The organism is Sphingobacterium sp. NGMCC 1.201703 (genome assembly GCF_047784615.1).
GTDB lineage: Bacteria > Bacteroidota > Bacteroidia > Sphingobacteriales > Sphingobacteriaceae > Sphingobacterium.
Window position 1 is genome coordinate 260,608 of sequence record NZ_JBLOHD010000007.1, and the last position, 24,931, is coordinate 285,538.

Consider the following 24,931-nt stretch of genomic DNA (forward strand, 5'->3'; position numbering starts at 1 on the left):
GATTGATAAAAAAATGGGCTATCCAAGAAAATTGAATAGCCCATTCAGTATACTGTGTATTGATTATGCTAATTTGCCTAATGCTTCTTTGATTCGCTTTAATGCTTCGATCAGACTTTCGTCAGAAGCAGCATAAGATAAACGAATGTAGTTGTCATTACCAAAAGAGTCACCGCCTACGGTTGCGACGTGACCAACATTCAATAAATATAAAGCTAGATCAGATGAATTTTTGATGATATTGCCATCTTGGTCTTTCTTGCCAAAGAAGGATGAAATTTCAGGGAAGAAATAGAAAGCACCTTCCGGAAGGTTAGTACGTACACCTGGGATATCACTCAATAGATCGTAAACCAATTGACGACGACGCGCAAAAGCCTCTTTCATTTTATTGACCGATTCCAATCCTTGTTCGTAAGCGACGATACCCGCACGTTGCGAAATCGAGCAGGTACCTGATGTTGTCTGGCCCTGCAATTTATCATTTGCTGCCGCGATAGTTTTGTTGGCCGCAATATAACCCAAACGCCAGCCTGTCATGGCAAAGGCTTTGGAGAAACCATTGATGATAATAACGCGATCCTTGATGCTGTCAAACTGCGCGATAGATTCGTGTTTGTCTACAAAGTTAATGTGCTCATAGATCTCATCAGATAGAATGAATACCTGTGGATGTTTTTCAAAAACTTTAGCCAATGCCGCTAGTTCATCTTTACTATAAACCGTTCCAGTTGGATTGTTTGGTGAAGAGAACATAAACAATTTGGTTTTTGGCGTAATGGCCGCTTCCAACTGCTCTGGGGTAATCTTAAAGTTGTTGTCGATCTCGGTATTGATAAATACTGATTTTCCCTCTGCTAACACGACCATTTCTGAATAGGACACCCAATATGGTGTGGGAATAATCACCTCATCACCCTGATTGATCAACGTTAAGATCACATTAGACAAGGATTGTTTCGCACCTGTTGAAACAACGATCTGCGAAATATCATAATCCAGATTGTTCTCTGTCTTCAATTTATTCACGATCGCCTGACGCAATTCAGGGTATCCCGGTACTGGCGAATAACGTGTCCAGTTTTCATCCAGGGCCTTCTTTGCTGCATCTTTTACATGTTCAGGGGTGTTAAAATCAGGTTCACCTACGCTAAGGCTGATTACATTAACGCCTTTTGCTGCTAATTCGCGGCCCAACTTGGTCATTTTAAGTGTAGCCGATTCGGACAAATTATTTATCCTGTCTGATAAGTATGATGATGTGCTCATGGTAAGACAAAGATATTATATACGTTGCAAATAATGGTCTTTATTTTTGAAAATTTACAAAGAAAAAGGCTGTTTTTATTGGGGCTTTGCTAACAAAAAGCGATTGATGCGATTTAGCACATCAATATTGACACCGCTGTGATGGTGATGTGCGAAACTAATCAAGTTGATTTGACGTTATATCTTTACCTTTGCCCCTACAAAATACAGGTCATGTCGAGACAAACAAGATTGGTTTTATTATCGCTGTTTACGGGAATAGGCTTAATGCTGATTAAGTTTGTAGCGTATTTTTTAACAGGTTCAAGCGCGATCTTTACGGATGCCGCCGAAAGTATTGTCAATGTTGTGGCCTCTGGTTTCGCTTTCTATAGCATTTATCTTGCAGCACAACCGAAAGATGAAAATCACCCGTATGGGCATGGTAAGGTGGAGTTTTTCTCTGTTTTTCTTGAAGGGGGACTGATCTTTATCGCTGGTGCGATTATTTTAGCCAAAGCCTGTTACAATATCTTTTTCCCTGCAGAAATTACGCATCTCGAACAAGGAATCTACCTGATTGGTGTCACATCGCTGATCAACTTTGCGATAGGTTTTTATATCATGAAAAGGGGACGTGCGCTGGGATCCATTACCTTGGTGGCGGATGGTAAACACCTGCAGGTGGATGCTTACAGCACCATAGGCTTAATCTTGGGTTTGTTGCTGATGAAATTCACGGGGTTTCAATGGATTGACGTGGTGATCTCTATTATATTGGGACTTTTTATCCTGTTTAATGGTTACAAATTGTTGCGGCAGTCTATCGGTGGACTGATGGATGAATCCGATACCGAGCTTGTAAAGGATGTAGTAGCGATCTTGGAACGTAATCGTAAGGCCGAATGGATTGATGTACATAATCTTCGGGTGCAGCGTTATGGCAACGAACTGCATGTGGATTGTCACCTCACTTTACCAAATTACCTGGATTTGGTGAAAGTTCATGATGAGATTTCGGCCGTCGATAAGATTGTCAACAAGGAAATGTCCGTGCGTACCGAGTTTTTTGTCCATGCGGATCCTTGTCTCCCGCAATGCTGCCGTTATTGCCAGGTGGCGGACTGCCCAATCCGTTCGGAACAGTTTAAAGGTAAGATCGCTTGGGATATGGATAAGGTAACCCGCAATCAGAAGCATTTCTCCTATGCCGTGGCGGACTAAAAATGAAAATGCTTTCTGCTTGTGTCTCATGTGTATAGCGAAACTTTTCATTAGGCTATAGTCGACTGATGAAAAATATACTTGATTCTATAAATATGTATAAAAAAAGGTATCTTTGCCTTTTAGCAAAAGAGTTTAAAAATCCTATATGAAGCACATTCGTAATTTCTGTATTATTGCGCATATTGACCATGGCAAAAGTACTTTGGCAGATCGCCTTTTAGAGTATACCAATACCATCAGTCAGCGCGAAGCACAGGCACAATTACTTGATAATATGGATTTGGAACGTGAACGTGGTATTACGATCAAGAGTCACGCCATCCAAATGAATTATAAAAAAGATGGTCAAGAATATATCTTGAACCTGATTGATACTCCCGGACACGTTGACTTTTCATACGAGGTATCCCGTTCTATTGCCGCCTGTGAAGGGGCGCTGTTGATCGTGGATGCATCGCAGGGTATTCAGGCACAGACAATTTCAAATTTATATTTGGCGTTGGAGCATGACCTGGAGATTATCCCTATTTTAAACAAGATGGACCTCCCGGGAGCGATGCCCGAAGAGGTGAAAGACCAGATCGTTGACCTGATCGGTGGTGACCGTGATGCGATTATTCCTGCATCTGGGAAGACCGGTCTCGGAGTTCCGGATATTCTGGAAGCCATTGTTGAACGTATTCCTCATCCGGTCGGTGATGCAGATGCACCGTTACAGGCTTTGATCTTTGACTCTGTATTTAACTCTTTCCGCGGAATCATGGCTTATTTCAAAGTTGAAAATGGCGAAATCCGCAAAGGGGATCGCGTAAAATTCGTAGCGACGGGTAAAGAGTATTTTGCAGACGAAATTGGTACATTGAAACTTAATCAGGTGCCAAAAGAGGTTATTAAAACAGGGGATGTAGGCTATATTATTTCTGGTATCAAGGAAGCACGTGAAGTGAAGGTAGGGGATACCATTACCCATAAAGACCGCCCTTGTGGCGAGGCAATCCAAGGGTTTGAGGAAGTGAAACCAATGGTCTTTGCCGGTATCTACCCGGTAGATACAGAAGACTATGAGGAACTACGTGAATCTATGCACCGTCTGCAGTTGAACGACGCTTCTTTGGTCTTTGAACCAGAGTCCTCAGCGGCTTTAGGTTTTGGTTTCCGTTGTGGTTTCTTGGGAATGCTTCACATGGAAATTATTCAGGAACGTCTGGAAAGAGAGTTTGACATGACGGTAATCACTACGGTTCCCAACGTGTCCTACAAAGCGTATATGACGAAAGATAAGGAAGAAGTAATCGTACACAACCCTTCGGACTTACCTGATCCAAGCAAATTGGATTCAATTGAAGAACCTTATATCAAAGCGAATATCATTACCAAATCGGATTTCGTAGGGCCGATCATGTCCTTGTGTATTCAAAAACGTGGTACGATCATGAACCAGCATTACCTGACTTCGGATCGTGTGGAATTGGTCTTTGAAATGCCAATGGGAGAAATCGTATTTGACTTCTATGACAAGCTGAAAACTATTTCCAAAGGTTACGCTTCGTTTGACTATCACCAAATCGGTTACCGTACTTCGGATCTGGTTAAACTGGATATTCGATTGAATGATGAGCCTGTGGATGCTCTGTCTTCTTTGATCCACCGCAGCAATGCCTACGATTTTGGTAAGAAAATCTGTGAGAAACTAAAGGAACTTCTTCCACGCCAACAGTTTGAGATTCGTATACAGGCCTCTATTGGCGCGAAAATTATCGCCCGTGAGACGATCTCCGCTTTGCGTAAGGATGTAACTGCGAAATGTTATGGTGGTGATATCTCGCGTAAACGTAAATTGTTGGAAAAACAGAAAAAAGGTAAAAAACGCATGCGTCAGGTTGGGAACGTAGAAATTCCGCAATCTGCATTTATGGCGGTATTGAAATTGGATTAATAACATTTAAATTATACAAAATAAAGGAGCTCTTGGGCTCCTTTTAAATACAATCAAATCTCCTAAACATGAATCTATTAGATGGTAAACTAGTTTCCGAAAAAATTAAAGAGCAGATTGCTTTGGATGCGGCTGAATTTACAACTCAAACGGGTCGGAAACCACATTTGGTAGCTATCCTGGTCGGTAACGACGGTGGTAGCGAGACTTATGTGGCGAGCAAAATGCGTAATTGCCAATTGGTCGGCTTTGAATCGACAAACATCCGCTATGATGAGACAATCACTGAAGAGGAATTGATCGCCAAGGTTCAGGAAATCAATAAAGATGATTCTATCGATGGCCTGATCGTGCAATTGCCCTTACCCAAACACATTGATCCGGACAAAATTACCGAAGCGATAGATTACCGTAAAGATGTGGATGGATTTCACCCGGTTAACCTTGGTCGCATGCAACGTAATCTTCCATGTTTTATCCCAGCGACACCTTATGGTATTATGTTGATGTTGGATTATTACAAGATCGATACAGCGGGCAAACATGCTGTGGTCGTAGGCCGTAGTAATATTGTTGGTTCGCCGATGAGCATCTTATTGGCTCGTAACGCCACTCCTGGAAACTGTACTGTTACATTGACGCATAGCCGTACGAAAGATCTTAAAACCGAGGTATTACGTGCTGATATCGTTGTAGCTGCAATCGGTCGGAAGAATTTTGTTACCGCAGATATGGTCAAAGAGGGGGCTGTAGTGATTGACGTGGGAATCAATAGAGAAACATCTACAGAAACTAAATCTGGATTTAAATTATATGGTGACGTGGACTTTGAGCATGTAGCACCAAAGGCTTCCTGGATCACTCCGGTACCAGGTGGTGTGGGCTTGATGACCATCGTCGGATTATTGAAAAATACATTGGAAGCGGCGAAGGGAACCATTTATCCGAAACCGTAAGTTTTTCTATTTGGCATAGAAGTTGTAAATTGAAGATTAGTTAATCATATAATTACAAACTTACATAGAAAACATCATGCAGTTGATAGGCGTCGAAAATGGACAAATATAAATTCTTGATGAATTCTTGCCATTAAAAAACAATTATTCTAATGAAAAAAATCGCACTTTTAGCAGTAGTAGCAGGAGCATTGGTAATGTCTTCCTGCAATAATTCGGACAAGAAAGCGTCAGACTCGACAGATACTGCGCAAACAGTAGGTGAACATGTGGATGCAGCAATAGCAGATTTAAAGAATGCCGAAGAAAGCGCGCGTCTGAAAGCAGAGGAAGCTAAGAAAGCTTTAGATGAAGCAATCGCCAAAGGTGACAAGGCTGCCGAAGAAAAAGCACGTGCTGCTTCCGAAGAGGCTAATACAGCTTGGGAAAAAACCAAAGCAGCATTGCGTGAAGCTGGTCAGGATGTGAAAGAAGGGTTAAATGATGCGAAAGATGCTACGGTAGATGCTGCGAATACCGCTGTTGATAAAACGAAGGATGTAGCGAAAGATGTTGCTGACGGCACTAAAGAGGCTGCTAAAGATGTTGCTGATGGTACTAAAAAAGTAGGTGAAGACATCAGCCGGAAAGCCAAAAATGTTGGTGAAGCGCTGAAAAACTAATTCGCTTAGTTGAAAATAAAAAAACGGAGACTAAAACAGCTCCGTTTTTTTTATTTCCTTTGATCGGCATTGATAGACATTCATGCTTGAATTTTTACCGCTGTACCACCGAGGTGTCCTAGCGGGCTTTGATCGATATTGCAGCAGGATATTCCAGGCCATTAAGAAGTGTTTACATTGTTGAATGCAATAAACTGCATGGAAATGACAACAATAATGAGCCTCCAGGCATGCCCTCTTTTGGATACAATTTAACATTGACAAATGATATTACCGTAGTCCGGGAGATAGCAGTTAAATGCAGGCAGGCCGAAATTTTACCTGTTGAAGTAATCCCATAGTAATTTAGAGAGATCACGTGTTAACACTTCCGCTGCATTGGTTTTACCCCAGCTCTTGTCCTGGTTGTTTTTGGTGAATATACTGAATACATAGTCGCCTTTTGAGGCATTGACCAAGATGACTTCATTGCGGACATCGTCCAGGGATCCGGTTTTGGATGCCGATTTGACGGTGGCAGGAATCTGGGAAAGCCCCCTTTCGTCGTAGAACATATTCCCCAGAAAACGGTACATCCGGTCAGCGGATTTTGCTGAAACTACTTTTCCCTGACGGATCAAGGTCAGGAGATCGGCCATCTCTTTGGGCGTGGTCTGTCCCCAGCCATACTTTTCCCAATCGGCTTTTCTTCCTTCTGTCTGTGAGTTGACACGGGTATGGGTTAATTGAAGGTCGGCCATCAATCTGTTGATGGCTATTCCGCCGCCAGCGAGCTTTTGGTTCCAAATGCTGGTGACATTGTCGCTATAGGAGAGCATGAGAGCAATCAGGGTTTTAAGGTCCACCTTGCTGCTGTCCTTAAAAAATTGCATCAGTCCCGAACCACCATATTTTTGACTTTCACGATAGATATACTCTTGGTCCAATTGTAACTGCCCTTTTTCAATTTTATCGAAGACACCCACTAAAATGGGGATCTTGACAACACTTGCCGTTGGAAAGATACTGTCGGCCCCGATGTTAACTTCTTTGTGTTTCTTGAGGTCATGTACATAGATACCTACTTCGCCCTGAAAACCCTGAATAAGCTGTTTGATCTGTTTTTCAAGCTTTTTATCTGTACTTCGTTTTTGTCCAAAAGAGCATAAAGAAAGGAATAGTAACGTAAATGATAGGAAAATTTTACTCATAATCAGGCTTTTATCTGTATTAAATGTGATGAATAATCGTTATTTTTATTATTTAATGGGCTTAAGTTATGAAAATATCCGTGATTGGAAAGCACACTATAATTGAAATAGCCTGAATATTCCACATGGAACGTTAGAACCGCCGAAGGCCGCATGAAGTGAGCTCATGAAAGCCATTGCAAATGAATGCTTTTAACTATTGCCTTATTGGGAAAATGGACTAATGGATAAACAAATTTATACAGATGAAATTATTTATGATTTTGATCGGTTGTAAACCGAAAAATAGACGCACCGAACAGCACGATATTTTTTTTGGAATCGGCAATGAGCTAAAGGATTTCATAGAGCCAATTAAAGAATTTTGGCCTGACGCTGATGGCAAAATTCATATTGATGCCTATCGTGTGGTCAATAAGATTGGGGAGTATGAAATTACGGTACAGGAAAAAAATAACGCTACAGCTGTGCCAGATACGGAATTGAAATTGTTTTTTGTCAACTTGGGGGGCTATAAACCGAACGAGTTTGATGAATTCCATTATAAAGAACTGATTGTTGCCCCTAATTTGGCTAAAGCAACGGAGAAGGCCAAACGTACAGTTTTTTGGAAACACCATAGTACAGCCCATATTGATGACAAATATGGATTGGATGTAGATGATATTTATGAAATAGAAGATCTGTTGCTTGATGTGGACAAAGCGAAGTACCATATTCAGATTGTTCCAAAAGCAGGATTGAAAGAAGATGTGGTCGCAAATGGCTATTTTAAACTAAGTGCCCTCTAAGCGATGGGATAGGGGCTAGTATCAATTCAGAAAACGTATTGTCGGTATAAAAATAGCGGGCTTCATTTTTTGAAGCCCGCTATTTTTATGGAGAAATAACTATTTCTAAAGGGTGTTGTTTACCCCCTGTTATTGTATGCCTTGTTGATCCCTGTGCTGTTTACGGATAACACTATGCTTTTTACCATAAACGAAGTAGATCAATAGGCCTAAAGCCAACCATATTGCTAGACGCTCCCAGCTTTCAATAGGGAGTGAGGCCATCATGAGTACACAGACAATGATACCCATAATCGGTACAAAAGGCACTAAAGGTGTTTTGAATGGACGTTCTAAATTCGGATCGGTTTTGCGGAGCACCAATATGCCTACACAAACCAATGTAAAGGCAAATAGTGTACCTATACTAACCATATGGCCCAGATCAGAGACCGGAACGAATCCAGCGAAGATACTTACAAACACCATAAAGATCGCATTTGTTTTCCAAGGAGTCTGTCTTTTGGAAAGATCAGAAAATATTTTTGGAAGTAATCCATCTTTACTCATCGAGTAGAATACACGGCTTTGGCCGAGTAGCATGACAAGAATAACGGAAGTATAACCTGCAATAATCGTAATAATCAAAGCTGTATTCAGAAAATGATATCCCGTTTTCGCAAATGCTGTTGCTACTGGTTTGGCATCGCCTTTAAACATGGTGTAGTTTTCAATACCGGTCATGACATAGGAAAACAGTACATAAAGAAGCGTACAGATAATCAATGATCCGATGATACCAATTGGCATTCCTTTTTTCGGGTTTTTCGCTTCCTGTGCAGCAGTACTGACCGCATCAAAACCAATGAAAGCAAAAAACACAACGCCAGCTGCACGTAATACACCGCTGATTCCAAAATGGCCAAAATCATCACTCTTTAGAAAAGTCCATAAGCTTTGCTGTCCATTTTTTACCATTTCCTCCCCAGCATTTGCAGGGATAAAAGGATCGTGGTTTGCAGGATTTATAAAGCTCCATCCCAATGCAATAAAAATCAGTACAACACCCACTTTCAAAATAACCAATACGTTATTTACGGTCGAGGATTCCTGTGTTCCTCTCATCAATAGCAGGGAAAGCAAGCATACGATGATGATTGCGGGTAAATTGACCATCCCGCCTTCCCAAGGGCCCTTAAGTAATATGTCGGGCAAATGGATATGGAATATCATCAGGAGCTGATTAAAGTATTGTGACCAACTGACGGCTACGGTAGCCCCTGCTAGCGCATACTCCAGTACAAGATCCCAACCGATGATCCAGGCTACAAATTCTCCCATGGTCGCATAAGAGTAGGTGTAAGCACTTCCAGCGACCGGAATCATGGAAGCAAATTCGGCGTAACAAAGACCTGCAAAAGCACAGCCAACGGCGGCAATAATGAAAGATAGGATAACAGCGGGACCAGCGTTTTCAGCGGCAGCAATTCCGGTTAAGGAAAATAGTCCTGCGCCGATGATGGCTCCAACACCCAAGGCAATCAGGCCGGTGCTGGATAGCGTTCTCTTTAGCGTATGTTCACCATTTTCATTTGCCTCAGCGATCAGTTGAGGAATCGATTTTTTAAATAGCATAGGATTAATTCTTTACGATTATTTAGCTTCTAATTGTTTAATTAATGTCAAATATAAATGATATCAACGACAAAAGGGAAGATTGCGCTTCCCTTTTGTAATAAAATTTTGTATTAAATATAAATCAACCGATTGTATAGCCGTTAGTATGCCGCTGTAAAACGTTTGTTGATAAATTGTTTATTAGCGATCTCGTCAACAATGGCAACTGCAAGGTCCTCAACAGATAGCCTGGAACGACCTTCTTGATCAAATACAGGGTTATCCAGTCCTGTACGGTATTGGCCAGTCCGTGTACCGCCCGCATGCGAATTCATTTCGATGGCAGGGCTGATCATTGTCCAGTCAAGCTGATTTTCTTTGCGAATGGTATCGAGGTAATCTGCTGCAGCTAGGGCTCCAGGTTTAATTTCCTGAGGAAATTCAGGTGAATCGACCAAACGATTGCCGTCGATTAATAAACTTCCTGCTCCACCAACAACAATAAAACGTTTGACACCGGCATCTTTTACAGCTTGTTGAATAGCTAAGGCACCCTTTGTAAAATCCGCATAAAGGTTGGGGTTGGTCCAACCGGCATTAAAAGCTGAAATCACGACGTCCGCACCTGTTAATGCATTTACCAATTGTTCGTGGTTATTGATGTCAGCTTCTACTTTTGTGATATTGTCATTTGATGGAATGCTTTCTGTATGGCGAGCGATTGCGATAACTTCGTAGTTTCGGTCAACCAATTCTTTGACAAGATGTGTTCCTACATATCCTGTGGATCCAATTACTGCTACTTTCATGTGTTTTTAATTAAATGTTTTACTAAAATCAGCTAACGTTATCTTCTCCAAACGTACGGCAATATCAGTGTCGACTTCCTGATAGAGATCCTGCAATTTGGCATTGATGTTTTTACCTACGACACAGGCCGGGTTCGGGTTGTTGAATTTACCCAAAAGCTCCTGTTGTTTTGTACTGAAATAAATGTCCGCAAGGGTGATACGTTCTTTTTCATCGTTTATGCGAATCCCACCGCCTTTGCCCTCTTTACTGATTAATAAGGCAGCCGTTTTAAGGGAAGCGATTTCCTTGCGAACTACAGCAGCATTTACCTGGATGCTTGAAGCGATGTATTCGGAAGAGAGCCATTGTCCGGACTCCTCCAATTGTGCTAAAACCATAATGTGTAAAGCTGTTGCAAATCTCAAGTTGTGTAACATTCCGTTGCTGATTTTTTTAATTTGATAACACAAAGGTAATAGAAAGGTTTTAAACTGAAATAAAAAATATTACAGTTTAAAACCTTCTGACAATCATATGATAAAAAGTCCTTTTTTTTATTTTTTCTCGTTAAATTTTTTGTAGCTATCCATGATATAGACCCGCAATGTTTCCATGCTGCTATTTTGGATAAACTGATAAGAAGGTCTAAATCTTTCTTTAAATAGTGCTAGTTCAGCGGCATTCAATGGTGTCAGCTCTTTGATGAGATTGTCTGTAAATTTCCGGTCAACGGCTCTTTTTTCCATTTCTGCTACGAGAAGTTTATAGTTTGAGCGAGCCTGTTTTCCTTCCTTGCTAAATATACGGCTAGGAGAGATACGGATCCCCCCGCGGTTTTTACTGACATCAGAATATTTCCCAGCTTCTTTTTCCCGTTGAATTTCTGCTGCAAGTCTACTATCGGTCATCCGTTCGACGACAACTTGACTTAATTCAATAGGGGTGTTTATTCTGTTCAGATAGATTCTTCGTAGACTTGAATCATAAATAAATACCGTATCTTGTTCGTATCCGTTCGCTTTGATCAATAAGAGATCATTGATATTAGCATCAATAGCAAATGATCCATCGCGGTTGGTCTGAACTTCTACTTTGCTCCGTAAATTCTGGATCTGCGCAGCTTCTATTTTTTCTCCACTGACAAGCTCCATAATAATACCTTTGGTTTTTTCCTGTGCTAATAGTTGTCCAGAGATCAAGGTCATCAATAAGCAGCTTAGAATCGTTTGTATTACTTTCATGGGGATATAATTATATATAATAATGAGCTTGTTGCCTTTTGTTTATTGCGATGAAACCATTATGAACCGAAAAAATCGTTCATAATGGCTTCATGACGTCGCATTTCCTTATCAAAAATAACGAATAGATTTTGAATTATTGTGCTAATTTGCTTTCCATGTGTTATTGTCAGGATTCTTATCTGGCATTACATCATCAGGGTCTAACTGAACAGACTGTAAAGGTTCGTTTGTTGCGATTTTAAATTGCCATGTTTTGTTTCTTTCCCAAATTTCCACGGGTAGTTTTTTTCTTATTTTTTTGCCGGATACTGTAGTTGCCTCAACAATAGTAGGCATCGGTAATCTTTCCAGATTCTCTACTGTAACCAATGCGCCGAGCATAGGTTGATTGTTGACATAGGACACGGACTTGATCGCCTGATCCATTTGCCAGTTGTTGACAAACCAGCCCCGCCAGAACCAATTCAGGTTTTCGCCGGTTCCGTTTTCGATCGCTTTAAAGAAATCTTCTGGTGTTGGATGTTTAAATGCCCATTCCTGGATGTACTTTTTAAAAGCGTAATCGAAGCGCTCTTTGCCAATAATCTGATTGCGCAATAATTTTAGTCCATAGGCTGGTTTGTAATAAACGAGTGCACCGATATTACGTTCCTTCATATTTTGTGGGGTACTCATAATCGGCTCAAGGTTCTGCGATGTGAAAATATAGGAGCGACTCGCCTGAGCACGATAATATTCGCCATTATTAAATTCTTGTGTTGCCAGTTCATTGATAAAGGTATTGAAACCCTCATCCATCCAGCCGTGTTCACGTTCGTTGGAGGCAACAATCATCGGGAACCAGTTGTGGCCAAATTCGTGGTTGGTTACTCCCCAAAGCGAACCTGCCTTGGCTTGATTACCACAGAATGAAAGGGCCGGATATTCCATACCACCCACATTAGACGCGACATTTACGGCCACCGGGTAGGGGTATTCAAACCAGTTTTTGGAATAAATTTCGATGGCAGCCTTGGTGTATTCTGTCGAACGCTCCCAGGCATTGTTGCTGTTACTTTCCACCGGATAAGCCGAAAGGGCAAGGGCTTTTTTGCCACTGGGTAGATTGATCTTGGCACCATCCAGTATAAAGGCGGTAGAGGAAGCCCATGCAATGTCCTGTGCATTGTTGAGCTGGTATTTCCAGGTCAACGTCTTTTTGTTCGGTCTGGAATTTTTTGCGGTCACTTCTTCGGCGGAACGAATCAATACAGTTTCATCACTGCGTAAAGCGAGCTGATATCTTTTGAGCTGATCTGCAGTAAATACTTCTTGCGGATTTAAGAGTTCCCCACCAAGTACAACGATATGATTAGCCGGTGCTGTGATCTCTACCTGATAATTGCCAAATTCGCGGTAGAATTCTCCAGGGCCTGTATAAGGCAAGGTATTCCAGCCTCTGATATCGTCATATACACAGAGTCTGGGGAACCACTGGGCAATGGCATAGATTTTCCCGTTTTTAGTATCGAGTATACCGGTACGGTCAGCACCGTATTGTGGTACGGTATATTGGTAGGTAATCTTGAATGTCATTTTTCCGCCCTTGCTTTTTAGTGCGGCGGGCAGACGTAGCTGCATACGTGTATCATCGATGATGTGCTCTATGGCTTTGCCATTGGCGTCAGTGACAGACTGGATCTGGTAACCGCCGTCAAATTTTGAATTTCCATCACCATAACGGCTATTGGTTAACGGGGAAATTAATTGACCACGCCCATGTTGTGAAAACATGTTCTGGTCTAACTGAAGCCAAAGGTAATCCATATTGTCCGGGCTGTTGTTACTATAGGTAATCTCTACAGCACCGGTCACCTGATCATTTTGGTCGTTTAAAGAGGCCTGTATCTTGTAGTCTGCGGAATTCTGCCAATATCCCGGGCCTGGTTTTCCGGCCGCGGAGCGATATTCGTTTCCATTATTTTTAAAAAACAATGGAGCAAAAGCTTCAGTATAACTATAGTTGGATGTTTTTTCCTGAGAAAAGGATGGAAAAGCGTAGCTCAATGCAACAAGGCTCAACGAAGCCAATGCAAGTCTTTTCATCATAGTTGTTTGATTTAAATTATGTTTATTGGTACCAATATACAATGAAAAGTACATAAGAAAAAAAAAAGCTCCTTTTTAAAGGAGCTTGTAACAATTATTTTAAGTTGCTGTTATAATCGTCTTCACTGAATCCGAGCAAGATACCCTTACTGTGTTCGATTACAGGACGCTTGATCATGCTGGTATGTTCTTTTAAAACTTGATTGGCACTGTTTGCGTCAACGACACTTGCTTGTTGCTCTGCACTCAATTTTTTCCAGGTGGTACCTTTTTTGTTGACCAGTGACTGCCAGTCTGCTTTTTCTTCCCATTCTCTGAGTTTTTCATCACTGACACCTTCTTTTTTGAAGTCATGAAATTGATAGGCAATCTGATTGTCTTCTAACCATGTTAAGGCTTTTTTAACTGTGTTACAATTCTTGATACCGTATACCTGTAGCATAATGATTACAATATTAGTGAGATCAAATTTAAATAATCTGCGATGTATTTTAAGTGTTATTAAACCTATTTTTTTCGATGCGGTAGCGGAACGGCGATGGATTGCTACTGAGCAACGTTTCATCCAATATAGTAAAAGATCTGTCATTGTGGCCCCCGATGAAAACCAGATCCAAAGGATAGTTTGCTTTTGCAAAGCTGGATTGCTCAGGTCCTTCCAGTGGAGTGAAAGAGATTATATTCTGCTGCAGAAGGAATAGGGTAATAAATAATTGATAGTGTATTTAGTACACTATAAAAATTAGGAAGTAATAATTATTTTTAATAATTTAGTAGCTTCAAGAGTTAATAAAGATTAAAATAAATCAATAACAGTAATATGAGCCTAAAAGATTTTAAAGGTGTATTGACAGGAGATCAAGTACAAGAGTTGTTTGAAGTTGCAAAGAAACATAGGTTTGCTTTGCCTGCGGTAAACATTATCGGAACAAATTCTATCAATGCGGTAATGGAAACTGCTAAAGCAGTAAACTCTCCAGTAATTATTCAATTGTCAAATGGTGGCGCACAATTCTATGCAGGTAAAACATTAAATAATGACAACTTGCAAGCTTGTGTATTAGGAGCAGTATCTGCAGCACAACACGTGCATTTATTGGCAGAGCACTATGGTGTTGCGGTAATTTTGCACACCGATCACGCGGCCAAAAAACTTTTACCTTGGATCGACGGTTTGTTGGATGCTGGTGAGAAATTCTTCGCACAACACGGTAAGCCATTGTTCTCTTCACACATGTTGGATCTATCTGAAGAACCAATTGAGGAGAATATTGAAATTTCTGCAAAATACTTAGCGCGTATGAAACCACTAGGGATGACTGTTGAGATCGAATTGGGTGTTACAGGTGGTGAAGAAGACGGTGTTGACAACTCGGATGTTGACAGCTCCAAATTATATACACAACCGGAAGAAGTTGCTTATGCATACGAAGAATTGTCGAAAGTATCTGACAAATTTACTGTTGCTGCGGCTTTCGGTAACGTACACGGTGTTTATAAACCAGGTAACGTAAAATTACAACCAGTAATCTTACACAATTCTCAAGAATATATCCGCGAAAAATATAACCTTGCAGCTGAAAAGCCGGTGAATTTTGTATTCCATGGTGGATCTGGTTCTTCTCCAGAGGAAATTGCTGAAGCGATCTCTTACGGTGCGATCAAAATGAACATCGATACAGATATGCAATGGGCTTTCTGGGATGGTGTAAGAGGTTATGAAGCTAAAAACCACGATTATTTGCAAGGGCAGATCGGTAATCCTGAAGGCACAGATTCTCCAAACAAAAAATATTACGATCCACGTGTATGGTTACGTAAAGGTGAAGAAGCATTTGTTGCTCGCTTAAAAGAAGCTTTTGCTGATTTGAATGCAGTAGATGTAAACAGCAAATTGTAAGCTGAATAAAATATATTCTTTAGAGGTATCCTGGATCAGGATACCTTTTTTTGTCAAAATAGGTTAAAAAAGGGGAACAGCCAGGGTGATTGGCGTGTTTTTTGACATCAACAACTTGAAATAAGTTAGAATAAATATACTAACCCTATAGGCAATTACAAGTCGGTGTATCGTAGGGGAGGTATATCAAAAAGTAAAAATATAGCTAATATCATTATGAAGTTTTTAGGAATAAGTGCATTTCTTTTATTAATCACCCAAGTTAGTTTTGGACAGGCGAAGCAGAATGTAGGCGATTTCAGTTCGGTTGCCGCTACAGATAAAATACAGGTTGAATTGATCAAATCCAATGAGTCGCTGGTGACTTTTGAGGGGCAGAATTACGAGAATGTAAAGGTTGTTAATACCAATGGCTCTTTGACCTTAAAAATGAATACCCTGAATATGTTGCAGGGCGGCAATATCTCTGTTAAAGTTTATTATAAAAGCCTGAAAAATATAGAGGCTAAAAAAGGAGCTAAAGTATTTGCTACATCAAATAATACGGTGTCATCAGACCAGGTAAAACTTTATGCCGCTGAAGGTGGATTGGTGGATCTATATGTGGATACAAAAAATGCTACAGTGAAGGTGACGTCAGGAGCAACGGTCGCACTTTATGGGAAGGCAGACAGACAGGAAGTTATCTCCAATTTTGGTGGTAAATATGAGGGGAAAGATTTTAAAACGAAAACCACGATTGTTACCGTAAATGGTGGTGGAAAAGCAGAGGTCAATGCAGTAGATTCCATTGAGACACAAACACGTGCTGGCGGTACGATAGATGTATATGGCAAGCCTGAACAACGTGTAGAAAAGAAAATGGCGGGTGGAACAGTCATTTTTAAATAAGCAACTGTCTTGATTTTGTCAATTTTACCAGGGCAGATTTACAGGCTGTTCGGGTAAATTGCCAACGAAAGTTTAAGTTAAGAGATCAAATAAAAGGTTTTAGACGAAATATCACTTTGAGCTTGTGTTTAACCTTTTTGTTGAAAAGGTCAAATATTTTGTTTTTATAGGCTACAGCCTTCTTCATTTGTGCTTAAAATACTTATTTTTGTGAGGGAATAATAAAAATAGTATTATGGCAAAGCGTAATTATGTTTCAAATTCTACGGAATCTACGCGCATGTTCAAAAATGACTTTTTAGAGTCTTTGACGAAAGTGCATTGGAGTGTACCTCTGATTTTCTATGTACCCGTAGTGATTTTCTTTTCGTATAAAGCTCTGGTTTGGGGAGAGGTTTCCCTATTGACATATATTGGATACTTTGTTTTTGGCCTGGCATTTTGGACAGCATTTGAATATGCGCTCCACCGTTGGGTATTCCATTTCCATCCCACATCAGAATGGGGTAAACGAATCGCTTTTATTTTTCACGGCGTACATCATGATTACCCAAGGGACCGGATGCGTTTGGTCATGCCGCTATCGGCAAGTATTCCCTTGGCAGCGCTGGTTTATTTTGGATTTACATTGTTCTTTTCAAACGAGTTTATCCTAGCTAGTTTTTTCTCTGGATTTATGGTTGGATACCTAATCTATGACGAATGCCATTATGCTATGCATCATGCTAATTTTAAGAGTGGTATTTTCAAACGGATTAAACAACACCATATGTTGCATCACTATTCGGATCCTGAAAAAGGTTTTGGTGTGAGTTCGTCGCTATGGGATGAAATCCTGCGTTCGGGTTTCGAGGAAAAAGAATCCAAAAAAGAATCGTCAACGCTTAAGGAAGAAAAAGCATAACACGGAATTTTGTATATCAAAAAACATCAAACCCCGTCATTGTTTAATGACGGGGTTTGATGTTTTTTGACCTGAAGATTTAGTATCGTACGGTGCATCTACTCTTAATATCTTCTCCTGTAAGGCTATATAATGGCCTGCTAAGCATGAAAATTATCGAACTGAGAATATCATCGAATAGAAACCTGGTAGAAACCGCGTTCAAAGAAAGTCGTTTGTAAAGCAAATGACTTTTTATGCCAAATCCGATTGTTCAATTTTGGGTCGTCTTTTAAAGATACAAAATTATAAGGAACGACTTGCGGCCTTAAAAAAAAGAAAAGATATATCTTTTTTAAAGATATAAATGGTTTATTTTCGTCTCTGTGATTGATCTAAACAAAAAAGATTTTGATTGAACATTAACCAAATGAAATACCGATATGATGAAGATACCATTTTGCCAGGTAGCCGGGCTATTTTTAATCGGCACGGGCTGTCTACCGACTTTTAGTCTACAGGCGCAGCAGTCAGCTACTGTCAAGCGCTTTTATATCAGTACAAAAGGCAGTGATCAAAATTCGGGAACAGCAACACGTCCCTTTGCTACTGCTGATGCAGCCCTTCGTGCCGCAGAAAAGTACAACAAGAATAAGACTATTTCAGGCATTGAAATTATTTTTAAAGGCGGAATCTATTACCTGGATAAACCAATACAGCTCTCAGCGGAATTATCCGGTAAACCGAAGCGTCCATTAAAGATAAAATCAGAGGGAAAACAGGTTATTCTTAGTGGTGGAAGACCGCTGGAGTTAAGTTGGGAACAGGGCGAAAAAAATATCTGGAAAGCCAAGGTTCCAGTAGGCATCAGTTTCCAAAGCCTTTATGTGGGTAAAACAAAACTTGTGCGGGCACGTTATCCGAATTATGATGCCACTATTCTACCCTTTCAGGGCTATGCTGCAGATGCATTGAGTCCCGAACGTGTAAGTACCTGGCAAAATCCGATCGGCGGCATTGTGCACGCGCTACACGCGGGACGTTGGGGCGGCTTCCATTACCGTATTACCGGGAAAGATGGTGCGACAAAGGTCACACTCGAAGGTGGGGAACAGAACAACCGTCCAAGCAAAATGCACGAAACCTATCGTTTTGTCGAAAATATCCTTGAAGAGTTGGATACTTTCCAGGAATGGTATTTGGATAAGCAAACAGCGACATTATATTATATGCCCGAAAAGGGGGTAAATCCCAATCAATTAAATTTCGTAGCGCCACAGCTGGAAAATATAATAAACATTTCTGGTTCAGTATCCGATCCGGTGCGGAATATTGAAGTCAGCGGCCTGCATTTTACGCATACCGCGCCAACTTTTATTAAAACAGCCGAACCGCTCTTGCGTAGCGATTGGACCATCTACCGTCAGGGTGCGATCAAAATTGAAGGCGCTGAAAATTGTGTTCTCCATGATAACGAATTTATGGAATTGGGGGGGAATGCTATTTTCGTCAGTAATTATAACCGGGATGTGAAGATCCGAAGCAATCTGATCAATCAGATCGGCGCGGGAGCCATAAATTTTGTGGGTGATCCTGAAGCTGTGCGCTCAGCTGCGTTCCGGTACGAAAAATTTGTGCCACTTAGTCAGATGGACACCGCCAGAGGTCCAAAAAACAACAACTACCCCATGGACTGCGAAGCCAGTGACAATCTGATTCATCACATTGGCTTAATAGAAAAGCAGGTTGCTGGTGTACAGGTTTCGATGGCCGAGTCCTTACGTATTTTGAACAATACCATTTATAATGTGCCCCGTGCTGGTATCAATGTGGGTGATGGTACCTGGGGAGGTCATGAAATCGCCTACAATGATGTTTTTAATACCGTATTGGAAACTAGTGATCACGGTGCTTTTAATTCCTGGGGGCGCGATCGGTTTTGGCACCCTAATCGAAAAGAGATGGATGAACTGGCAGCAGCACATCCTAATTTGATCTTGCTGGATGCGGTCAAAACAACCAAGATTCATGACAATAGATTTCGCTGTGATCATGGATGGGATATTGATCTTGATGACGGCTCTTCAAATTATGAAATTTACAATAACCTTTGCTTAAGCGGTGGATTGAAATTGCGGGAGGGCTTTTACCGAAAAGTATATAACAATGTAATGATCAATAACGGCTTTCATCCGCATGTATGGTTTCAACATAGCCACGACATATTTCGAGATAATATTGTTATGCAGGCCCACCAGGATATTCAGGTTAAATACTGGGGGGAAGAAGTGGATGATAATCTGTACAGTAGGGCAGAAGATCTGCAAAAAGATCAGGCCAAGGGCGTGGAAAAGCACGGTCGTGTTATTGTCTTGAATTTTATTGATCCTGTGCATGGCGACTTTCGTCTGAAAGACTGGAACGGACAGGGATTTAAAAATTTTGATATGCTGCATTTTGGTGTGGTCAGCAAAAAATTAAAAGCCGTTGCTGCTGAACCGGAAATACCACATTTAATACAATCCGGTACAAAAGAGCAGGGGCAAATTTGGGACTGGAAAGGGGGGCGGTTCAAATCTATTGAAAGTCTCGGGGAGCAGTCCGCAGCTGGATTACCGTCAATTGCTGGAGCCGTGCTGATTCAGTTGGATGAAAATAGTACGCTTTATAAAAGTGGTTTGCGCGTAGGCGATGTATTATTAGACTATCAGGGGGAAAAAATCGTGAATTTAATGGCTTTACAGCAAGCCGTTAAAAAGCATGTACATGCCGACCAGCCAGCACTTATTATTTTTAGAAACCAGCAACAACTTGAATTGAAGTTACAGCTTTAGACATGCTCACGCACATAGTCACGACTTGTTGCTTTTTATAGCGGAGAGATCGGGACTATCCACTCCGTTTGGATAGCCCGATTTTTTTGTAATTTTATAGGTACAATTAATTTCTTGTACGATAAAAAATAAAAGCCCAATCGCGAAAGGTTTCAACCATAACTTAGGAATTGCTTAATTACTTCAATCCTAGAGCTGACGCTATTAGACTTTTGCGCCCGCAAGGGTATAAAAAACAAGAGATTGTTGAGAAACTTAATTTTACTTTTATTCCAAATTTCGAATTTTTCGGTTGATTATTTATTTTCCTTTTTCAATGCTGAGTTTTTTTATTTATCACAGTCTTTTGTATTTTTGAATAGAAGCCACAAGAAAGTCGGACAGCAAATCGGACCTAATTGTAAAAAGTATATATATTTCGTATAAAGACAAACCAAAGATTATATTTGGATGTCATAGATTTAAAACAGCATATAGCCAGATGAAACTTAGAGGAGATTTACAATTACGCAAATTAGGCGATGACCATATTTTAGTCTTTCCAGGACAGGATCAATTGGACGTGTCCAAAGTTTATACTTTTAATGAGACTGCTGTACAGATATGGCTGGAGCTTCAGGGTAAGGAATTTAATGTCGAAAGTGTAACGGCGGTATTGTTGGATTACTATGAAGTGGAAGAAATAGAAGCTGAAAAAGATGCAGCAAAATTGGTTAAGCAATTTGAAAAGCAAGGCTTTTTAATCTAATCATACCAAAACTACATTTGATTGTGTCGGTTGCTCCGCAAATTTTTTGATTTCGTATCTTTTTAATTCCAACGTAGATTCATTATTTGACGTTTACAGTCAAGGCAAACGAATTCCCAATTGGTCGTTCGGATTGTGTAAATTTTTACATTTTGTCTGGACAATTATCTTTTTTTTGTCTTCTATAAAAAGATAATTTTTATTTCAAATCTATCTTGATTAAAGCATAACAGAAAAATAGTTGGAATTCAACAGAACGTTTTTATAAGAGAACAATTATTTTTTACATAATTGAGTTCTTATGAAAATAAGGCATGATATTGGACAATAAAAATTTAAATTGTACATTCAGCTGGTAATAAGTTTTTCAGTGAATGAGCTAAAAAAAGATATATCATCCTGCCAGAGCATGTATTGATTATTGCGTGATCGGTAGCTGCTTAGCATATTTTATTATGATCACAACAAAGTATTTTAATTACAAACAGATCTTTAATCTTGCCGGGGTACACCTGATCTGGTTGACAGGATGGTGTTCATTGGTGGCGGTCATTTATTATTTTTTTAACTGGCAGTGGATGATTATCCCTTGGGTTCCATTGGCACTGATTGGTACAGCGGAGGCATTTTATGTAGGTTTTAAAAATAACCAGGCGTATGATAGGTTATGGGAGGCCCGAAAGATATGGGGTGCCATCGTCAACTCCAGCCGCGCATTAGGGGCTATGTTGTATGCATTTGATACAGAGCAAGGCGATCAGCACGACCTAAATGAAAGAAGAAAGAAAATGGCCTACCGCCATATTGCATGGCTATACCAGCTTCGGGAACAGCTCCTCATTCCTACGGAATGGGAACATATCAGTCTGAAAAGACATATCGGTGCATTGAATGTGAAGCGACATAGATTGATCAAGGCAGGGTTCCCGGATTATAGCCGTACCCCCATTTTTTTACATAAGTACCTCTCAACGGAAGAGTTTGAATCTCAGTCGACATATAAAAACTTTGCGACTTACCTAATCGCGCAACAGGCCAAAGATGTCAATACATTAAAAAATGACCAGCTGATTACCGATTTCAATCAGACACAGCTCCAGAACTGTCTCAATCAGTTTTACGATTTCCAGGGGCAGGCCGAACGAATAAAAAAGTTCCCCTCACCACGGCAGTTTGCCAGTACGGCTTTTGTATTTAACGTAATTCTAATTCTACTACTACCTTTGGGATTGGTCAATGAATTTGCGAAATTGGGCGACTGGGGGATCTGGACCAGTATTCCATTTTGCGTGGTTATTGGCTGGATCTATATCGTGATGGAACTAGTAGGAGATTATACCGAAAATCCTTTCGGCGGCCTAATGTTTGATATCCCCATGCTTTCGATTTGCCGTACTATTGAAATCGACCTGCTGCAGATGGTCGGCGAGGAAAACCTGCCGGAGCCTATAGCATCCAAGAACGGTGTTTTGGTTTAGCTCATAAGGCCCCTCCTTTAATTGGGCTACAGGAGAATAGTCGGCGTATTTTTTACCTCCGAAATCATAAAGGAACTATGCGTACTGGCGATATGCTGTAGGACGGTAAGCCTGTTCAGGATAAAGCTACGGTAGTCTTCCATATCCTGTACACAGATTTTTAGAATATAATCGTAATCTCCGCTGACATGGAAACATTCGGTCACGGCTTCCAAATCCATAACCTCTCGCTCAAACTGTTGGATGAATTCTTTTTTATGCTGTGTAAGCTTCACATGGCATAATACCATAAAATCTCTGCCCACCTTTCGCTTATCGAGCAGCGCAACGTATTTAGTAATAACACCCGTGTTTTCAAGCTTGCGCACTCGTTCATAGACTGCTGTGACAGATAACCCTAATCGATGTGCCAGTTCCTTGCTGGTCTGTTTGGCGTCCTCCTGTAGAAATTGCAACAATTTTTTATCTGTTTCATCAAACTGCATAGATAATTTTTTGGTTAAAAGGCGATAAGTTTAGCTGTTTTAGATATATTTTCTTTTGTGGTTGTAAATATTAGATTTATAATCTAATATACCTAAAAATTGTTGTAATACATCTTGAAAAAATCCAATTTTATAAATAAAAAATTAGGAAGCTTCCAGTTTTATTAAAAGCAAAATTGAATGCTCAGCAAATAAATCGGATAGCTTTTATAACCCTTAAAAACCAAATTATAAGCAGATGAAAGATTTTAATGCAGCAAATGAAATACAAGATTTGCAATATTTCGGGGAATTCGGTGGGGTAAATCCCTCGATTTCGGATAGCTCTACCTATACTTTTCTTTCCGCCAAAACCATGTTCGATACGTTTGAAGGAAATGCAGAGGGTTGCTATTTATACTCCCGGCATTCCTCACCGATGAATTTGTATCTTGCACAGGCGCTGGCCAAGTTGGAGAATACGGCAGCAGCCAATGTGACAGCATCTGGGATGGGAGCTATTACCACAGTCTTGCTGCAGCTATGTAAAAGTGGTGACCATATTATCTCCAGCCGAACCATCTATGGGGGAACCTATGCTTTCCTGAAGAATTTTTTGCCTCCATTTCAAATTGAAACAAGCTTTGTTGACATCAACAATTTTGAGGCGATTGAGCAGGCGATAGGTCCCAAGACCAAAGTAATCTATTGTGAAAGCGTCAGTAATCCTTTATTGGAAGTGGCGGATTTAAGAAAGTTGGGTACAATATGTAAAAAGTATAATCTGAAACTTGTTGTGGACAATACGTTTTCACCCTTGTCAATTTCACCAGCTTTATTCGGCGCGGATATCGTCATTCATAGCCTGACCAAGTTTATCAATGGGAGCAGTGATACGGTGGGTGGTGTTTACTGCGGGACACAGGATTTTATTGATGCTACTAAAAATGTAAATTCTGGTGCTTGTATGCTGCTCGGTCCCACGATGGATAGTCTGCGCTCAGCCAGTATCCTTAAAAATCTAAGGACACTCCATATCCGCGTGAAGCAACATAGTCACAATGCACATTATCTCGCCGAACGTTTTGAACAGGATGGACTAAAAGTTTCATACCCTGGATTGGCCTCTCACAGACATCATGAATTGCTGAAGAATATGATGCATTCGGAATATGGCTTTGGAGGGATACTGACACTGGATGCCGGAACGACAGAAAAGGCCAATGAACTTATGGAACTGATGCAAACGGAAAATCTTGGATACCTGGCCGTAAGCCTTGGATTTTATAAAACTTTATTTTCGTGTTCGGGAAATTCGACTTCATCTGAAATTCCGGAAGAAGAACGTCTGAGCATGGGAATCTCAGACGGATTGATCCGTTTTTCGATCGGACTGGACCATGATATAGACCGAACTTATCAGCGGATGAAAGCATGTATGATAAAGACGGGTGTGTTGATAACAAGATAGTTCGCCAGAAAATAGCTTTGTATAGCCCAACGGAGAAGTTTCCAGTTTTACCTATGATGCCACGATGGACAAACAGATCATCCGCGAATTGCTGCAACATTATATTGAAATGACCGAGATTTTGAAGGTTGATCAAGAATTAGGCAATCGCTGCCGGGATGTCCTGGCGAAATTAATCCCGACACAAATTAGCGCCAAAACCGGACGTGTGATGGAGTGGATAGAAGATTATGCTGAAACGGAAGTACAGCACCGGCATGTATCCCATCTCTATGGCTTATATCCGAGCAGCGAAATTTCGATGCTACAGACACCAGCGCTTGCAGAAGCGGCCAAGAAAACCCTTGTGAGCCGGGGCGATGGGGCGACAGGCTGGAGCTTAGCCTGGAAGATAAATATGTGGAACAGGCTGCATGACGGCAATCATTCGTATCTGCTTTTTCAACATCTGATCAGTGATAAGACATTACCTAATCTTTTTGACTATCATCCGCCCTTTCAGATTGATGGCAATTTTGGCGTTACAGCGGCG

General features: G+C 40.7%; 21 protein-coding genes and 1 pseudogene. 13 read left to right on the top strand and 9 right to left on the bottom strand.

From position 1 onward, the window contains the following. Window positions 1-63: 63 nt before the first annotated feature. Window positions 64-1,269, bottom strand: a complete 1,206-nt coding sequence (locus tag ACK8HY_RS16530) for a pyridoxal phosphate-dependent aminotransferase (RefSeq protein WP_416134267.1) — start codon at window positions 1,267-1,269, stop codon at window positions 64-66. Window positions 1,270-1,482: 213 nt separating this feature from the next. Here ACK8HY_RS16530 and ACK8HY_RS16535 point away from each other — a divergent pair, with 213 nt between their 5' ends. The 4 genes from ACK8HY_RS16535 (at window position 1,483) to ACK8HY_RS16550 (ending at window position 6,029) form a co-directional block, all read left to right on the top strand. Continuing rightward, complete coding sequence (locus ACK8HY_RS16535) at window positions 1,483-2,472, top strand: cation diffusion facilitator family transporter (RefSeq protein WP_416134268.1); 990 nt, start codon at window positions 1,483-1,485, stop codon at window positions 2,470-2,472. A gap of 148 nt (window positions 2,473-2,620) precedes the next feature. Continuing rightward, window positions 2,621-4,411, top strand: coding sequence for a translation elongation factor 4 (gene lepA, locus ACK8HY_RS16540; protein ID WP_077437524.1), 1,791 nt, complete (start codon window positions 2,621-2,623; stop codon window positions 4,409-4,411). Between the two features lie 68 nt (window positions 4,412-4,479). Continuing rightward, window positions 4,480-5,367, top strand: a complete 888-nt coding sequence (locus tag ACK8HY_RS16545; protein WP_077437523.1) for a bifunctional 5,10-methylenetetrahydrofolate dehydrogenase/5,10-methenyltetrahydrofolate cyclohydrolase — start codon at window positions 4,480-4,482, stop codon at window positions 5,365-5,367. Window positions 5,368-5,519: 152 nt separating this feature from the next. Next, entirely contained in the window at window positions 5,520-6,029 is a 510-nt protein-coding gene (locus ACK8HY_RS16550; protein ID WP_077437522.1) for a hypothetical protein, read from the top strand. 317 nt (window positions 6,030-6,346) lie between these two features. Here ACK8HY_RS16550 and ACK8HY_RS16555 read toward each other — a convergent pair whose 3' ends face one another. Then, the gene (locus ACK8HY_RS16555) at window positions 6,347-7,219 is read right to left on the bottom strand and encodes a serine hydrolase (RefSeq protein ID WP_077437521.1); all 873 of its coding nucleotides are present in this window, start codon (window positions 7,217-7,219) and stop codon (window positions 6,347-6,349) included. A gap of 245 nt (window positions 7,220-7,464) precedes the next feature. Between ACK8HY_RS16555 and ACK8HY_RS16560 the strand changes: the two genes are divergently transcribed. Then, the gene (locus ACK8HY_RS16560; protein ID WP_077437520.1) at window positions 7,465-8,010 is read left to right on the top strand and encodes a DUF1543 domain-containing protein; all 546 of its coding nucleotides are present in this window, start codon (window positions 7,465-7,467) and stop codon (window positions 8,008-8,010) included. A gap of 129 nt (window positions 8,011-8,139) precedes the next feature. On the opposite strand, the gene ACK8HY_RS16565 is transcribed toward ACK8HY_RS16560, so the two are convergent. The 6 genes from ACK8HY_RS16565 to ACK8HY_RS16590 form a co-directional block, all read right to left on the bottom strand. Next, window positions 8,140-9,624, bottom strand: a complete 1,485-nt coding sequence (locus ACK8HY_RS16565; RefSeq protein WP_077437519.1) for an amino acid permease — start codon at window positions 9,622-9,624, stop codon at window positions 8,140-8,142. A gap of 143 nt (window positions 9,625-9,767) precedes the next feature. After that, the gene (locus ACK8HY_RS16570) at window positions 9,768-10,415 is read right to left on the bottom strand and encodes an NAD(P)-dependent oxidoreductase (RefSeq protein ID WP_416134269.1); all 648 of its coding nucleotides are present in this window, start codon (window positions 10,413-10,415) and stop codon (window positions 9,768-9,770) included. Window positions 10,416-10,421: 6 nt separating this feature from the next. After that, a complete protein-coding gene (locus ACK8HY_RS16575) occupies window positions 10,422-10,835 on the bottom strand; it encodes an Rrf2 family transcriptional regulator (RefSeq protein ID WP_077437517.1) in 414 nt (137 codons plus the stop codon). A 117-nt stretch (window positions 10,836-10,952) separates the two neighbouring features. Next, window positions 10,953-11,639, bottom strand: a complete 687-nt coding sequence (locus tag ACK8HY_RS16580; protein WP_077437516.1) for a hypothetical protein — start codon at window positions 11,637-11,639, stop codon at window positions 10,953-10,955. A gap of 144 nt (window positions 11,640-11,783) precedes the next feature. Next, window positions 11,784-13,730 (bottom strand): M1 family metallopeptidase, encoded by a 1,947-nt coding sequence (locus ACK8HY_RS16585; RefSeq protein WP_254846257.1) that lies wholly within the window; start codon window positions 13,728-13,730, stop codon window positions 11,784-11,786. 94 nt (window positions 13,731-13,824) lie between these two features. Beyond that, complete coding sequence (locus ACK8HY_RS16590) at window positions 13,825-14,172, bottom strand: ArsC family reductase (RefSeq protein WP_077437515.1); 348 nt, start codon at window positions 14,170-14,172, stop codon at window positions 13,825-13,827. Window positions 14,173-14,550: 378 nt separating this feature from the next. Here ACK8HY_RS16590 and fbaA point away from each other — a divergent pair, with 378 nt between their 5' ends. The 6 genes from fbaA to ACK8HY_RS16620 all read left to right on the top strand — a co-directional run bounded on the left by fbaA (window position 14,551) and on the right by ACK8HY_RS16620 (window position 22,464). Further along, on the top strand, window positions 14,551-15,630 hold the full coding sequence (fbaA, locus tag ACK8HY_RS16595) for a class II fructose-bisphosphate aldolase (protein WP_077437513.1): 1,080 nt from the start codon (window positions 14,551-14,553) through the stop codon (window positions 15,628-15,630). 216 nt (window positions 15,631-15,846) lie between these two features. Then, window positions 15,847-16,521 carry a head GIN domain-containing protein gene (locus ACK8HY_RS16600; RefSeq protein WP_416134270.1) on the top strand — a complete coding sequence of 225 codons (675 nt, stop codon included), beginning with the start codon at window positions 15,847-15,849 and terminating at the stop codon, window positions 16,519-16,521. A gap of 235 nt (window positions 16,522-16,756) precedes the next feature. Continuing rightward, complete coding sequence (locus ACK8HY_RS16605) at window positions 16,757-17,425, top strand: sterol desaturase family protein (protein WP_254846256.1); 669 nt, start codon at window positions 16,757-16,759, stop codon at window positions 17,423-17,425. A gap of 422 nt (window positions 17,426-17,847) precedes the next feature. Next, entirely contained in the window at window positions 17,848-20,238 is a 2,391-nt protein-coding gene (locus tag ACK8HY_RS16610) for a peptide-binding protein (RefSeq protein WP_416134271.1), read from the top strand. 481 nt (window positions 20,239-20,719) lie between these two features. After that, window positions 20,720-20,986: a PqqD family protein gene (locus ACK8HY_RS16615; protein WP_077437510.1), complete on the top strand. Its 267-nt coding sequence runs from the start codon at window positions 20,720-20,722 to the stop codon at window positions 20,984-20,986. 455 nt (window positions 20,987-21,441) lie between these two features. Next, window positions 21,442-22,464, top strand: coding sequence for a bestrophin family protein (locus ACK8HY_RS16620; RefSeq protein WP_077437509.1), 1,023 nt, complete (start codon window positions 21,442-21,444; stop codon window positions 22,462-22,464). 26 nt (window positions 22,465-22,490) lie between these two features. On the opposite strand, the gene ACK8HY_RS16625 is transcribed toward ACK8HY_RS16620, so the two are convergent. Beyond that, window positions 22,491-22,949, bottom strand: coding sequence for an Lrp/AsnC family transcriptional regulator (locus tag ACK8HY_RS16625; RefSeq protein ID WP_077437508.1), 459 nt, complete (start codon window positions 22,947-22,949; stop codon window positions 22,491-22,493). 238 nt (window positions 22,950-23,187) lie between these two features. Between ACK8HY_RS16625 and ACK8HY_RS16630 the strand changes: the two genes are divergently transcribed. Beyond that, window positions 23,188-24,399 carry an aminotransferase class I/II-fold pyridoxal phosphate-dependent enzyme gene (locus ACK8HY_RS16630; RefSeq protein ID WP_416134272.1) on the top strand — a complete coding sequence of 404 codons (1,212 nt, stop codon included), beginning with the start codon at window positions 23,188-23,190 and terminating at the stop codon, window positions 24,397-24,399. A gap of 40 nt (window positions 24,400-24,439) precedes the next feature. Beyond that, a pseudogene (locus ACK8HY_RS16635) lies at window positions 24,440-24,931 on the top strand (glycosyl hydrolase family 95 catalytic domain-containing protein); the annotation flags it as partial.